We start from the raw sequence: 15016 nt of genomic DNA, 5'->3' as shown, positions 1-15016 counted from the left end.
AATGACCTAAATTATAATATTTTAGTCTTTTTATGATGACTATTTGTAGTTATTGGTATTAAGTATAGTGTTTTTTTAACAAAATTTAAATTTTAGTTTTATGTATGATGAATTTTATTAAAGACTATTTGGATTATTAACACTTTAAAAGCGGTTTGTGAAGGCACATGAAAGCTGCAATTGTCCACCTAAATGTCTACCCCTTAATTTAATTTATTTCTGTGTTATGCCAATATATTTGCGCCATTGTAAAAAATAATTAATGAGTTTAAAGAAATACTTCGTAAAATTTTAGATTACTATGGCAAAAAAACACTTTATCATTTGGATATTACTATGTAGCTTCAGCACTGCTATTGCGCAAAATTTCGTGCCGATTAAAATCGTCTCTGGTTTTAATGCAGACGTTATTGCTAATGGAATTGGTCCGGTATCACGCTCCACAACCCATAGATTTGACATCGATGGCTTCACTCTGATGAGTCGCGATTTTGTTGCGGAACCAGGTAATACTGCTTTGACATTTGGTTTACCTATAGATGGGCGAATCATCGCAAGTTATGATCCCAGTCTTATCTTTCAATTAAATCCGTATTCACAAAACAATTCACTGCGTTTGGAAGGTTCGGTACGTAGTGGTGATTTGGTTTTTCAAACACCGGAAAACGCCACTCGAATCGTGTTATTGACAGCGGCAGGAAATGCCATAGGTTCAAGGGCTAGATTTTCAGGTGAGATCCGTTTTACAGATAATACCATACAACTCTTTAACGATTTGTATGTAGAAGATTGGTATTCGTGGGGGGGATCGGCTCCTACAGTTACTTATGGAATGGGCCGCGTTAGTTTTCTGGATAATTTAGTAGAAGAATCAAGAGATTTTCCTCGTTTATTTGGTGTACATATTGATCTGTCGGTCAGTAACTATTACAAGAAAATAAGTAGTATTCACGTATTCAAAACAAGCACTACTACGGAGGTTTTGAATATAATGGCGGTTACCGTTAAAAAGACACCAGACTGTTTTCAGCCAACTAATATCAAAATCGATAATATCAGTACCAATCAAGCAACGATAAGTTGGGATGCCGCGATAGTAGCTCCCAATTTGGGATACGAATATGAGATTCGTACCTCGGGTGTTGCTGGTAGTGGTAATTCGGGATTAGTAGCTTCGGGGGCTGTTTCTAATAGCAGCATTCTACAAGACATTGCCAATCTAATTTCGAGTACGGAATATTTTGTTTATGTACGTTCAAAATGTACGGCAACCTCATTCTCTAATTGGAGCTTGAATAAGCGGTTTGAAACCAGGTGTTTAACGCCTACCGTAGTAGCAACCGGGGATGTGTCCTGTCAGCCAGTTGCTCTTAATCTCACTGCTACGACCACTGATGGCGAAATCAGATGGTATGACAGTCCGACTTCTAATACCGTTTTGCATAGAGGTGAGAATTATACGACACCTGTTCTTTCTGAATCAAAATACTATTATGTCGAGGGAGCCTCGTCAAATTTCGTCAGTGATCGCAGCGGAAAAGATTCTTTACATAGCACTGCTAATAATTTTAATGCTTATCATCATCGGGGTGTTACTTTCGATTTAAATAATGATGTGTTTTTAAAAAGCACCGATGTTTTTGTTGGAGCTTCTGGAACACTTGATGTGGCTATTTATGATTCTTCCGGAACCGAGCTGTTTTCAACCGGGAGTTTAGCAATAAGTGCATTAGGTATAGGTATTCCAGTAACCATTCCGTTAAACGTTCATTTAAAGGCAGGTCAAGGTTATCGATTGGTGATAAAGTCCTTTTATGGAATTACCTTATATAGAGATTCGAATGTTTCTTTTCCGTATAGCGACAGTTCCGAAATCCTGACTGTCACCTCAAGTTGGTCCAATGGGAGCCCCAATCCTAACTATTATTATTATTTTTACAACCTCACCTTTGAAAGAGGCTGCAAATCGCCTCGACAAGCGGTGCTTGCAACCGTTTATAATACGCTCGCACCTACGACATCATTGCTTATACAGACTTTTTGTTTCGATGCGGGAACTCAATTGAAAGATCTCAGTGTTGACGGATCAAATATCAAATGGTATACTGAAGCAACAGGAGGTAATCCATGGAGTGAGACGGCTATGGTTGCTGATGGTACAACCTATTATGCTTCTCAAACGCTGAATGGATGTGAAAGTATGGATAGACTTGCTATTACGACTATATTAGAAAGAGTCAATGTTTTTTCTGTCAATCAAAACATTGATTATAATTATAAAGATGTTGCTGCGGCTTTAGCGGCCACTCCTGCACCAGGAAATAAGATTTTTTGGTATTTATCCCCTGCAGCAGTTGACGGAGATGAAACGGCACCCGTTCCAGATACGAATACAGTGGGGGTTCAAAAATATTGGGTACGTGAAATATCAGCGTTGGGTTGTATTAGTGATGCTGTAGAAATAACCGTTACAGTAAATCCTGTAGAATTGACGCTTACTGCCGACTCCGATCTACGCAAGGTTTTTGGAGCTTCAGATCCCGTGTTAACTTATACCGCGACGGGTTTTGTAGGACTTGATGATAATAGTTTGTTTACCGGAGTGTTGGATAGAATATCTGGCGAAGTTGTGGGAAGTTATGCGATAACCCAAGGAACTCTAAATGCAGGACCAAACTATACGATTCGTTTCATTTCCAATCTCTTTACCATTGAAAAAGCACCGCTGACTGCTATAGTGTTCGACGGCAAAACAGTGACTTACGACGGGACAACGAAATCTTTAGTCTTGACCGGTTTACCAACGGGAGCAACAGTGAGCTATACCAATAACGATCAAATCGATGCGGGTACTTATACGGTTACCGCTACCATTAACGGCGGTACCAATTATGTAGATATTGTTCTAACAGCTGTTTTAACTATTGAAAAGGCCGTGGTCAGTGGAATTACATTCGATAGTCAGACCGTGGTTTATGATGGTGCGGTAAAATCTTTAGTCTTGACCGGTTTACCAACGGGAGCAACGGTGAGCTATACCAATAACGATCAAATCGACGCGGGTACTCATACGGTTACCGCTACCATTAACGGTGGTACCAATTATGAAGATGCTACGCTAACAGCTGTTTTAACTATTGAAAAAGCCGTGTTAAGTGGAATTACATTCGATAGCCAGACTGCGATTTATGATGGTGGGGTAAAATCTTTAGTCTTGACCGGTTTACCAACGGGGGCAACCGTGACCTATACCAACAACAATCAGATCGACGCGGGTACTTATACGGTTACCGCTACCATTAATGGTGGTACCAATTATGAAGATACTACACTAACAGCTGTTTTAACTATTGAAAAGGCCGTGGTAAGTGGAATTACATTCGATAGCCAGACCGTGATTTATGATGGTGCAGTAAAATCTTTAGTCTTGACCGGTTTGCCAACGGCAGCAACCGTGACCTATACCAATAACGATCAGATCGACGCGGGTACTTATACGGTTACCGCGACCATTATTGGTGGTACCAATTATGAAGATGCTACACTAACAGCTGTTTTAACTATTGAAAAGGCTGCGGTAAGTGGTATTACATTCGATAGCCAGACCGTGATTTATGATGGTGCAGTAAAATCTTTAGTCTTGACCGGTTTACCAACGGGAGCAACGGTGAGCTATACCAACAACGATCAGATCGACGCGGGTACATATACGATTACCGCTACCATTAATGGTGGTACCAATTATGAAGATGCTACGCTATCAGCGGTGTTAACTATTGAAAAGGCTGTGTTAAGCGGTATAGTGTTTAATGACCAAACGACGATTTACGACGGTACAACGAAATCTTTAGTCTTGACCGGTTTACCAACGGGAGCAACCGTGACCTATACCAACAACGATCAAATCGACGCGGGTGCTTATACGGTTACCGCTATAATTAATGGAGGGACCAATTACGAAAATGTTACTCAAACAGCTGTTTTAACTATTGAAAAGGCGGATATTCCTCCAACGGTGTTTGACAATGCGGTTTTTATTTATGACGGTTTTCAAAAATCGATATTTATAGAAAATACTTTACCAATAGGTGTGACAGTGACTTACACGAATAACGATCAAATCGACGCGGGTACTTATACTGTTACCGCTGACCTCAATGGTGGTACCAACTACCATAATAACACCTTAACAGCGTCACTAACTATTGAAAAGGCGGATATTCCTACAACGGTGTTTAACAATGCAGTTTTTGTTTATGACGGTTTTCCAAAATCGATATTTATAGAAAATGCTTTACCGATAGGGGTGACCGTCAGTTACACGAATAACGGCCAAATAGTAGCGGGTACCTATACGGTTACAGCTAACATCAATGGAGGTGCAAACTATCATAATGCTACTAAAAGTGCTAGTATGACTATTCAAAAGGCTCCGATAACGGGTATCAGTTTCTCTAGTGTGACAATTCCTTATGACGGCACGGCAAAATCGATTTATATCTCGGGTACTTTACCTCCAACAGCTGTAGTCACTTATCAAAACAACAGTCAAATCAATTTGGGAACTTATCCAATTGTTGCTCGCATTGTTGGAGGTAATAATTACGAAGATTTGGTTCTAAATGCAACCTTGACTATTGAAAAGGGGGTGCTGTCAAATGTTTATTTGCCGAGCGCTACTTATACTTATGACGGGCAACAAAAATCACTTCAAATTGGAGGAGGCGCTTTACCACAAGGTGTTACGGTGAGTTATGTAAATAACGGACATACGGATGCGGGGATATATACAGTTAGAGCGGAAATTAATGGAGGAGCGAACTATCAGGATCGGGTACTGCAATCTTTGCTAACCATCAAAAAGGCACCAATTGAAAATATTACATTTAGCAGTGCTACGTTTACCTACGATACAACGATTAAGGTTTTAGCTGTGAGCGGTACTATAGGTGCGGGTATGACCGTGAGTTATAAAAATAACGCTCATAGTAATGCGGGGGTTTATACGGTTATCGCTAATATTGATGGTGGTCAGAATTACAATAAGCTTCAATTAACGGCGCAATTAATTATTGAGAAAGCGAGTCAATTTATCGACTTTAAAGAGTTGGATGTGGTTACTTTGGAAGATAGTGTTGCTTTTCAATTAGCTGCCATTGCTGATTCTGGTTTAGCTGTTTCGTATAGCTATACTTTTACAACAGAAACCGCCGCGGCTACTGTTAGCGAATCGGGATGGGTGATACCAAAGCAGCCTGGAATCATACTTGTTACAGCGCATCAGGCTGGTGATCACAATTATCTACAAGCGCCTTCAGTAACTAGAGAATTGCGAATTGCTAGTCGTGATGCCAACATTCACGAGCTGTGGATCGGTTCACAACATTATATAGCTCCACCCGAGCAAATTTATTATACTATGGATTGCGATGATTTGAAAGCTAAAATCAAAGTGGTCATTCAAGCTCAAGCTGGTGCGACTATGGATCCGGGTCAAGAATTTGTGATAGATATAATAAAACCGGGTATCCATACTCAAACGATTCGTATTACTTCTGAGAATGGTGCGGTAACTAAGGAATATCAAATAATTATTGAAAAACCCTTTCCTTTTCACACTATTGTACAACAAAAATACAATCATGTATTATTGGTAAATAACAATCCAAAGACCAATGGTGGTTTTAAATTTGTCAAGTTTGAATGGTATAAAAACGACCAATTAATCGGTGAAGAGCAGGTGTATTCTTCAGGAGATAAAGCGGTAGACGTATTGGATACTAAAGCACTATATAGAGCTGTACTAACCTCAAGTACCGGACAAGTATTAACTGTTTGCCCATCCTATGTTGAACTTAAAAACAACGTGGTGTTTAGACTGCATCCCAATCCGGTTGAAGTGGGTGCTCGAATCGTATTGACGATTAGTGATGCCGAATTTATCACTATAGGGGCTCCGTTAAGAATTTACGATGTGAGAGGCCGATTATTACAGCAGGGGGTAATTGAGGGGTATAATACAGAAGTTCAACTGTCCAGTTCCATTCAAAGCGGTGTTTATTTGGCCGTATTTAAAGTTAAGGGACAAGATAAGGTTATTAAATTTGTAGTGAAATAAGATGAGAAATAGAAATATAATAAGTAGTAGTTTATTGGTGTGTATACTGATGGCAACGCTAAATGTTCAAGCGCAACAAAATGAAATCGGTGTTGCTGTATACGGAGGATTAGGAACTTTAAAGTTTGACGGATCCAATGTTTTAGACGGCGGAAATGGCGGTCTATCTGTGGATTATCTTCTGCGTTTGGACGAAAATTGGGGTGTACAAGTTGGTGTAAATTGGGGATACTATCAAATTAAAATCGACAAGAACAATTTTAAAGGATCTTATTTAACACGGGATAATGAAGCAGAGAACTTTGAATTTCGTTATAACATCAATCGTTTTACAGAAACCTTGAAGGGCAGTAACTTTGCTATTCCCCTTAGTCTGCGTTACGAAACCAGCTTTAGAAGTAAGACCAATTATTATTTGCAAGGAGGATTTAAGTATAGCTTTTATTCTAAAGTTTCTTCGGATATAACAGCCAATCAATTGCGCACTAGTGGTTATTTTGCTTACTCGGATGCCGAATTATTTACACCGAATTTTATGGGATTCGGAGAATTTGACCAACTCAAAGAAGATAAAAAGTTGAAATTAAAACAAGGTGTATCTATGCTAGGCGAATTTGGAATTATTCAAACTTTAGCCAATGATCAAGCTTTGTACTTTGGAATTTACATCGATTATGATTTGGCAAATCCTCAAAAAAATCCAAGCCGTATAGTGAACTATAATGCTGAGGGATTGCAGCGATTAAATCTCCAGAGTATAATTGAACAGGAGCAGCAAGAGAAACATCGTTTACGTATGTTTGCTGTTGGTTTAAAGTTGCGTTATGCTTTTGGTCTTTAAATAGAGAAGTATATCTTCTGTCGCGATTCAAAACCTAAGATTATAGCGTGATAAGCCTTTAAAGAAAAGTGTTAAAAGTAGAGGTCGACCAAATTTTGTTTTGGAACGACCTCTACTCATTAAGATATAAAAAATTTAGAAATATTCCAAGCGATTAAAAATCAAAAATATCGCTTAAGAATGATTTTTTCTTGGATTGGTACTGCTCTTTATAATGCTCTTTGTTAGGACGGTTAAAATTACTGTTGTTACTGCTGCTATCTTGAGCGACGGAACGCTCGATAATTTTATCCAATTCTCCGCGGTCCAACCAAATTCCTCTACAACTTGGGCAATAGTCAATTTCGATTCCGTTTTTTTCGCTCATCAGCAAAGTTTCATTACATGTGGGGCATTTCATAGTCTTTATATTGGGGATTAATAAAGCTCGAATTTAGATAAATGATTTTTATAAACAGGGGATGAACCGTATTATTTTTCACTTAAATACTTGATTTAGCATATCTTTAAGAGCTGTTGATTACGCTATTATCAGTTTGTTAGAAAAAAGGATAAAATAGGAGATTTTAATTCGTTTTCATATTTTACACAGCGGTTTAAAGCGAAATTAATAATCCTTTTATATACTGTTTTGTGGAATAATTGCAGGAAAATGTGGTAACACTTCGTCGGCCAATTCATCGATGACAGCGCTTATGGGTCTTTTGCTAAAATGTATGCCAATTGCAGCGTGATTGACTCCTGCCGCTTGCCTAAGGATTGCTGACTGCCACCGGCAAGCAGTAGCGGTATTTTCCCTGTTGTGGGTTTGGGAATGACGTCCATTCCTTCAAATTGCATAAGCGTTGATTGGACTGAGGGACTACTGTTTTTTTTATACAGCCGTATTCAAATAAGAGGTATTCGCTCGTTTGTGTTTGCTTAAACAATAATTTACATGATTATAGAAGCATTTACGGCTTTTGAAAAGGCTAATATTATTTGAATTAAAGCGCAGATTGGCTGTATAGCCCATTGAAAAGAGTGGCTTCAGTTGCTAAATAACATTTTATTTTTATTGCGTTATTTTTTATATATGAGTATAATTATAAGTGTTTGTGTAGCTATTGTGATTTAAGTTTTATAATACTTTATATAAAACAGTATATTGTTGTTTTTTTGGCAATTTTAACAGAGACTTTACAGAAAAAATAAGGTAAAATTTGACCGTAAATTAGTTGCATCTCGTCGTTAAACTTCTATTTTTGTAATCTTAATTTAATATAATATTATCATGCAAGATTTAATCCAAAAGATCACTGCCGAAATCGAGACGTTTAAAGCCGAATCTGAATCATTAATTGAGAAAGGTGTGAAAGCAGCTGGAGCAAGAGCGCGTAAATCAACTTTAGAATTGGAAAAACTTTTAAAAGAGTTTAGAAAAGTTTCTATCGAAGAATCAAAAAAATAATATTTTTTAAGTAACAAGTCTCACCTAATCCATTTAGGTGAGGTTTGTTTTCTACTGTCATTACCTTCTTCTTAAAAAAATGATTCATAGATTTACATCTAAATATTCATTACAGTTTTGTTTGATTCCAAAAACAAACTATTTTCACTAAATTCATTTTTCCAACATTTAATTTTCTTCAGCAAAGGGCAATTGGCGTTGATTCTGATGCTATCTACTTGGCGGTTTTAGAAATCATGATGGATAAAATCTCAATAGGTGTTTTTGAAATCTCCATCAATTTGTAAGGCCGTATTGAGCACTTGTTATGTTTTTTTTATAGGTATTTTTTTCTTTTTAGTTGCTATTTTAGCATCTAATTCCATAAGTAATACAGTAGTTTTATATGAATTATTAATTAAATTATCACATATTTATTATAGTGTTTTTAATTTAGTTGTTAATTGTCTTTTATTTTTTTGTAATTTAATGGAATCTAACCAAATTCAAGAAATATGAAAACAAAGGGAAAATTAGCGACAGCTGCTGATACTAAGAAGGAGCAGCTAAGTCAATTTGAAGTCAATGCTACCGATCGCGTATTGACTACAAATGATGGTGTCGCGATCAACGACAACAACAATTCTCTAAAAATAGGTGAGCGCGGACCGAGTTTGACGGAGGATTTTATTTTTAGGGAAAAATTGGCTCATTTTGATCGAGAGCGCATACCGGAACGTGTGGTACATGCGCGGGGAACTGGAGCTCATGGAGTATTTGAATGTTATGAAGACCTATCGGAATACAGTTGTGCTAGTTTTCTATCGGCAAAAGGCAAAAAGACGCCTTTGTTTTTGCGTTTTTCTACTGTTGCGGGTTTTAGAGGATCAACCGATTTGGCTCGAGATGCTCGTGGATTTTCAGTTAAGTTTTACACAGATGAAGGAAATTTTGATTTAATAGGCAACAATATTCCCGTTTTTTTTATACAGGATGCTATGAATTTTCCCGATTTAATTCATGCTGTTAAACCCGAACCTCACAATGAAATTCCGCAAGCTGCATCGGCTCACGATACCTTTTGGGACTTTGTATCGTTAATGCCTGAGGCTGCACATATGGTCATGTGGGTAATGTCTGATCGCGGCATTCCACGTAGTTTACGTATGATGGAAGGATTTGGCGTTCATACTTTTAAATTAATCAACAAAGATGGGGTAGCACATTTTGTAAAATTTCATTGGAAACCTTTATTGGGAGTACATAGTGTTACGTGGAACGAGGCTCAAAAGATATCTGGATACAATTCGGATTTTCACCGCCAGGATTTATATGATGCAATTGATAGCGGTAATTTTCCAGAATGGGAACTGGGGGTTCAAATCGTTTCAACAGCAGATGAACATAAATTTTCTTTTGATTTATTGGATCCTACAAAACTAATACCCGAAGAATTGGTTCCGGTTAAACGCATTGGTAAAATGACCTTAAATCGAAATCCTGAAAATTTCTTTGCAGAAACAGAACAAGCGGCTTTTCATCCTGGGCGAGTGGTCAGGGGTATTGATTTCTCAAATGATCCGTTGTTGCAAGGGCGTTTGTTTTCATATTCCGATACACAGATTTATCGCTTGGGAGGAGCAAACCATCAAGAATTGCCGATTAATAGGCCCGTAAATTCGGTTTATAACAACCAACGCGATGGTGCTATGCGCACCACAATCTCCAAAGGGGAAACAGCATATTTTCCAAACAGTATAAACAACGGTTGTCCTTATCAGGCAATGTTAAAGGGGGAAAAAGCATTTACTTCGCATGAGGAACAAGTTGACGGTAAAAAAATACGTGCAAGAAGTAATAGTTTTGCGGATCATTTTACGCAAGCAACGCTATTTTTTAACAGCCAATCACCCGTTGAAAAGCAACATATAATTAACGCCTTTAGTTTCGAATTGAGTAAAGTTAATCGTGTTGATATTCGAAAGAGATATCTGGGCATACTCTCGCAAATTGACACAAACTTAACGGAGCAAGTCGCGGGGAATTTAGGACTAGATGTCCCTAGTAAATTGGATGATTTAACGGTGCATTTTGCGCAACAAAATCACCCCAATTATCCTTTAAAAGCTCCTAAACCAGAAGTGTTAAAATCGGTAGCTTTAAGCATGGAAACCAACAGCGATAAAGCGACTATTGCAACTCGAAAGGTAGCTTTTTTAGTCGCCGATGGCGTTTCTAAAGCCTCGATAGATGCATTAAAAAAGGAGCTGGAAAAAGGTGGGGCACAAGCCTGTATTATTTCTAATAAGGTAGGCGAATTGCTATTTATGGAAGGTGGTACTGAAAATGTACAGCACAGTTACTTAACAGAAGCATCTGTTTTATATGATGCTATATATATACCATCTGGCAAACACTTGGAGGTACTGGCCGAAGAAGCTGATTTTTTTCAATTTCTTAACGAAGCTTACCGCCATTGTAAGGTTATATGTTTTGCTAAAGGAACGGAGAAATTAATCGAACATACGTATTTTAGTAATAAAAAAGCTGATGCAGGATTATTGATTAATACTTCAGGGGATTTTGCAAAAACATTTGTCCAAGCGCTAAAAGCACATCGTATTTGGGATCGTGAAACCGCTAGAAAAGTGCCGTCTTAATTTTAAAATAAAAAAATGTCAAGCACACTTGCTTGACATTTTTTTCTGCTTTAAAACTCATGTTTTTTCGAGCCTTTCTAACTTTATTACTATATAGTTAGAATGAGGTTTTAATAATTTGATCGAGTGATTTGGTCGATCCAAGCTTAAAAATTAAACCGTGACCGTAATCAACGGGAAGTTTAAAAATATTTTCCAAGGGAATATCCAACAAATACGCCCAAATGCAGCGGATAACGCCTGCGTGGGTAACCAATGCAACTCTTCGGTGTGTTTGATTGCGCAACTGTTCAACAAAGGCACACACGCGCTGAAAAAGCAAAATTAAACTCTCTCCATCAGGTGTTTGGGTCGTGACAAAATTTTCCATCCAATAATCCAGTTGTTCCGAAGCTATATTGTCCCAAGTTTTATTTTCCCATAGTCCAAAATCCATTTCCATCAAACGGCGGTCATAAATCACCTCGTTGCTAGTAAGTTGCGCTGCTAATAGGGTACAGCGTTGTAACGGACTACTAAAAACCTTGTCAAAATCGGAGGGGAATTTGTGTTTTACTTCGGCTATATGCTGCAAATAATCGCGATGCAATAGAACGTCGGACTGACCGTAACACACGCCCGAATCAACTTGTACTCGGGTATGCCTAATTACATAAATTTCCATACAATCAAATAAGTTAATAGAATAATCACTTCTGCGAGCTGCTCTACAGCTCCCAAACAGTCGCCAGTATAGCCATCAATCCATTTTTTAAAGTAGCGTTGACTGAAGAAAAACAACCCGGCTAGAGGAAAGAGTAGGAATAGAAAAACCCCATTATAAGTAAGGAGTATTAAAAGAGGCAGTAAGCCAAAAACATAAACACCAATTATTTCTTTAGCTGAATAAGCTTTTACAATAGGTTTGGATTTACTGCTTTCGTCATCTCGAGAATATGAGGAAATAAACGTAATGTTTATAGCGGTAAAGCGGGCAAGTGTATGATAATTAATAAATAATAGTAACAAAAACAAAAGCCCTTTGCCTTGTAATTCTATTAGTAAATCACGTAAAGCAAAAAATTTAAATCCAAAAAGGAATATTAAAGCCACAGCTCCGTAAGTACCGAGGCGACTGTCTTTCATAATGTCTAATATGCTGGATTTTGTCCAGCCTCCACCAAAACCGTCAAAACCGTCTGCAAGTCCGTCTTCATGAAAAGAACCCGTCAGTAATACTCCTGCTGCAATCGACATCAATACAGCTATTTCAACACTAAAAACCAAATGACTTATACAATATACCAAAAAAGACAAAGTGCCTACTATCCAACCAATTATAGGAAAATAACGAGTAGATTTATTCAGTAATTCAGGAGAGTAGGCGACCCATTTTGGGCAGGGGATCCTCGTGTAAAACATCAGTGCTGTAAAGAATATTTTTATTTCTGTTTTCATTGAATATTTTTGGTTGATACACCCGCACTTTCAAAACTGGCCATCTCATTTAAAAATTTTACAGCACTCTCAATTAAAGGATAGGCTATGGCACATCCTGTACCTTCTCCTAATCGCATTTTGAGATTTATCAACGGTTCTGCCTCTAAATAGTTTAGCAAGTGTTTATGGCCGGCTTCATCGGATAGATGGCAAAAAATAGCGTGAGATTTTATTTCAGGAATCATTTTAGAGGCAACGAGATAGGCCGCAGTAGAAATAAAACCATCAACCATAATCAACATATTCTTTTTATAGGCAGCAAGCATAGCACCACATATCTGCGCAATTTCAAAACCTCCATAGGTTTGAAGTATTTCCGTAGCATCGGAAATGGAACCGTGAAAAAGCTGACACTTTTTTAAGGTTTCAATCTTTTTTGCCAGCCGTTCATCGCTAACTACAGTACCTTTCCCCGTACATATTTCTAGCGGTAAATTACAGATAGAACTCATGATTAATGCCGCAGCAGAGGTGTTTCCAATTCCCATTTCGCCGAAACCAATAATGTTACATCCGGTGCTGTTAAGTTGAGTCACTATATCATCGGCTAATTTAAAACACTTTTCCATTTCACAAGTACTCATCGCTTTTTCAAAGAGAAAATTTTTTGTGCCGTTCCCAATTTTCGCATCGATCAAATCTTTATGCGCTTCAAAATTAAACTTTACACCAGCGTCAACAATTTTAATGTCAATTTGATGCTGGTTTGAAAACACATTAATAGCAGCGCCTTTGTTTAAAAAATTCATTACCATCTGAAAAGTCACTTCCTGTGGGTATGCGCTGACGCCTTCTACGGCTATTCCGTGATCTCCTGCAAATACAACGATGCTAGGATTTTTTAAGCAAGGAGTTAAGCTATTCTGGACAGTTCCTATTTGTAAGGCGACGCTTTCAAGTAAACCCAATGAACCTAATGGTTTTGTTTTTAAATCAATCTTGTGCTGTAATTCTTTTATCATAAAATGGGTTTTTAATGCTTTTCTGACTGTATCTCGGTACTAAATAAAGGTAATAAAGGGTATTGGAAGTTTATTTAAAAACAGCGAGTAAAATTACTAAAAATCAGGCTGATTATAAGTGCCTTTTTTATAATTGAAGTCGGAAATATGCCCTTTTAACATAGGTAAATCTAATAAATAGGAATTTATAATTCGCAAAATGTGCTAAGTTTTATAAAACTGTCCTTAAGTTTTCTTTTTAAAATTTTTAGAATAAAAGGAGCTGATTTTTACAATCTATCTTTGCAAAGGAAATAAGAATAGTGTATGATTGGTTTTCTTTAAAATAAACACTCTATTTCTGTTTTTTGTTGATTTAACTTTATGTTTTTTTGAAAAAAAGTTAAATATTTTGTTCGTTTTTTGATTTATAGGTGTTTGTGTGCTTTTTATTATTAATGGTGTCTATTATTGATTAGTTATTTCATTAGTTAATTTAATGATTTTTATTTAATATTTTTCATTTATAGATAATATTAATATTGTGGATTTTAGGAGATAAAAACAGGGCACTAAAAACAATAAACATCATAGTTGTACTAGTAAGTCAACTCTGAAATTTAAAATCAAGAGGTTTTTTATACAGCTGTTTTTGTAATGATGACAGCCAAATAGAAAAGAAGTTTGGACATGTTTTTTACATGTGTTATTGATGGTTATGCAAGAGATTGTATCGAAGAAAATTATTGTAAAATTTTCGTCTGTAAATAGAATCATTATTTGTGTTAAAGATGGTTTGTTTTTTACCATTTTTTAAAATGCTGAGACTGCTTCTGTCAGACAAAAAATTAAATTAAAATCAAATTAAAGATGAAAAGAAAATTACTTCCATTAGCGGCCCTTTTTATAAGTGGTATTTCTTACGCGCAGGTTGGTGTAGGTACTTTAACGCCTAGTAAGTCGTCACAAATAGATATTGTGGCTACAGACAAAGGTATTTTAATTCCTAGAGTTGAATTACAAAACCCAACTGATGCAACCACAATTACACATGGGAATGTTGAAAGTTTATTGGTGTACAATAAAAAATCAAACTCAAATATGACACCAGGCTATTATTACTGGTATGATAATAAATGGGTGAGATTATTAAGTAATGCCGATACTTCGAATATAAATAACACTACAAACGTAGAGCTAAGTGTAGTGGGTGCAGATTTAGTACTTAAAGATAGTGATGGAAATATCGTTTCTGTTCCTTTGGCAGATATTAATGCTGCAGATATTATTACTACCTTAATAAGTAACAGTAATGCTACTTATGTCTATACTTCTGAAGATGGCACTCAAACTACAATTGATGTACCGGCTGATGTAATCAATAATTTCGAAGAGATTTTAAATGATAATACAGTACTCCAACAATTAATTACACATTTGACCAATACTTATGTAGGAGGTAACGTTTATTACGACGGAACTCAATTCACTTATATTGATCAAGCGGGTAATACCCACATCATCAATTTCGAAGACATCGTTCAAGCC

8 protein-coding genes and 1 pseudogene are annotated in these 15016 nt (G+C 36.9%); 5 read left to right on the top strand and 4 right to left on the bottom strand.

The features are described from left to right. Nucleotides 1-301 precede the first annotated feature (301 nt). Together KO524_RS12315 and KO524_RS12310 are read left to right on the top strand one after the other, a co-directional pair. The gene (locus KO524_RS12315; RefSeq protein WP_219294478.1) at nucleotides 302-6118 is read left to right on the top strand and encodes an MBG domain-containing protein; all 5817 of its coding nucleotides are present in this window, start codon (nucleotides 302-304) and stop codon (nucleotides 6116-6118) included. A 1-nt stretch (nucleotide 6119) separates the two neighbouring features. Beyond that, on the top strand, nucleotides 6120-6959 hold the full coding sequence (locus KO524_RS12310; protein ID WP_219294477.1) for an outer membrane beta-barrel protein: 840 nt from the start codon (nucleotides 6120-6122) through the stop codon (nucleotides 6957-6959). Nucleotides 6960-7113: 154 nt separating this feature from the next. Here KO524_RS12310 and KO524_RS12305 read toward each other — a convergent pair whose 3' ends face one another. Next, complete coding sequence (locus KO524_RS12305) at nucleotides 7114-7359, bottom strand: zf-TFIIB domain-containing protein (protein ID WP_219294476.1); 246 nt, start codon at nucleotides 7357-7359, stop codon at nucleotides 7114-7116. 873 nt (nucleotides 7360-8232) lie between these two features. On the opposite strand from KO524_RS12305, the gene KO524_RS12300 reads away from it, so the two are divergent. Continuing rightward, nucleotides 8233-8409, top strand: coding sequence for a histone H1 (locus KO524_RS12300; RefSeq protein ID WP_219294475.1), 177 nt, complete (start codon nucleotides 8233-8235; stop codon nucleotides 8407-8409). Nucleotides 8410-8903: 494 nt separating this feature from the next. Then, complete coding sequence (locus KO524_RS12295) at nucleotides 8904-11048, top strand: catalase (protein WP_219294474.1); 2145 nt, start codon at nucleotides 8904-8906, stop codon at nucleotides 11046-11048. A 97-nt stretch (nucleotides 11049-11145) separates the two neighbouring features. Here KO524_RS12295 and cobC read toward each other — a convergent pair whose 3' ends face one another. From cobC to cobT, 3 genes are read right to left on the bottom strand one after another with little or no spacing between them, the layout of a single operon-like run. Further along, nucleotides 11146-11712 carry an alpha-ribazole phosphatase gene (gene cobC / locus KO524_RS12290; RefSeq protein ID WP_219294473.1) on the bottom strand — a complete coding sequence of 189 codons (567 nt, stop codon included), beginning with the start codon at nucleotides 11710-11712 and terminating at the stop codon, nucleotides 11146-11148. Continuing rightward, a complete protein-coding gene (locus KO524_RS12285; protein ID WP_219294472.1) occupies nucleotides 11697-12485 on the bottom strand; it encodes an adenosylcobinamide-GDP ribazoletransferase in 789 nt (262 codons plus the stop codon). The genes cobC and KO524_RS12285 overlap by 16 nt, the downstream gene beginning before the upstream one ends. Next, nucleotides 12482-13489, bottom strand: coding sequence for a nicotinate-nucleotide--dimethylbenzimidazole phosphoribosyltransferase (cobT, locus tag KO524_RS12280; RefSeq protein ID WP_219294471.1), 1008 nt, complete (start codon nucleotides 13487-13489; stop codon nucleotides 12482-12484). The genes KO524_RS12285 and cobT overlap by 4 nt, the downstream gene beginning before the upstream one ends. Before the next feature lie 849 nt (nucleotides 13490-14338). On the opposite strand from cobT, the pseudogene KO524_RS12275 reads away from it, so the two are divergent. Further along, a pseudogene (locus KO524_RS12275) lies at nucleotides 14339-15016 on the top strand (hypothetical protein); the annotation flags it as partial.

Source organism: Flavobacterium sp. NKUCC04_CG, assembly GCF_019345525.1.
Classification (GTDB): Bacteria; Bacteroidota; Bacteroidia; order Flavobacteriales; family Flavobacteriaceae; genus Flavobacterium.
Note: the sequence above shows the minus strand (reverse complement) of the source record. Positions and strands in the feature narration are given on the sequence as shown.